Origin of the sequence: Psychrobacter sp. 16-MNA-CIBAN-0192, assembly GCF_040309565.1 — a bacterium.
Classification (GTDB): domain Bacteria; phylum Pseudomonadota; class Gammaproteobacteria; order Pseudomonadales; family Moraxellaceae; genus Psychrobacter.
The window spans coordinates 1-250 of the sequence record NZ_JBEOOX010000543.1; the positions used below are offsets into that span (position 1 = coordinate 1).

Consider the following 250-nt stretch of genomic DNA (forward strand, 5'->3'; position numbering starts at 1 on the left):
TGGTAATATCGACCAAGGTCATATTATCGATAACATCGACGCCCAAGGCTTCTAGGCGTCGTGACAACGGTAACTTTAGTGGAAAGGAGGTGCGATTGTCTTCGATGATGATGGCTGTTTTGGCCACATCAAATAGCATCGGTGTGCCATAACCTCTTAGCTGAAAGCCGCAGCCACTAAGAGCCGCTGTGGCTCCCAGTACAGAAAGCAGTGGCAAGCTTGCGAGTAATGCTGTCGCTAGCTTCTGTGC

General features: G+C 50.0%; 1 protein-coding gene. It reads right to left on the reverse strand.

The window, feature by feature from the left end; genetic code table 11:
* Positions 1-250, reverse strand: a 250-nt coding sequence (locus tag AAEY78_RS14305) for an LPS-assembly lipoprotein LptE (protein ID WP_502943789.1), incomplete at both ends; no start/stop codon positions are given.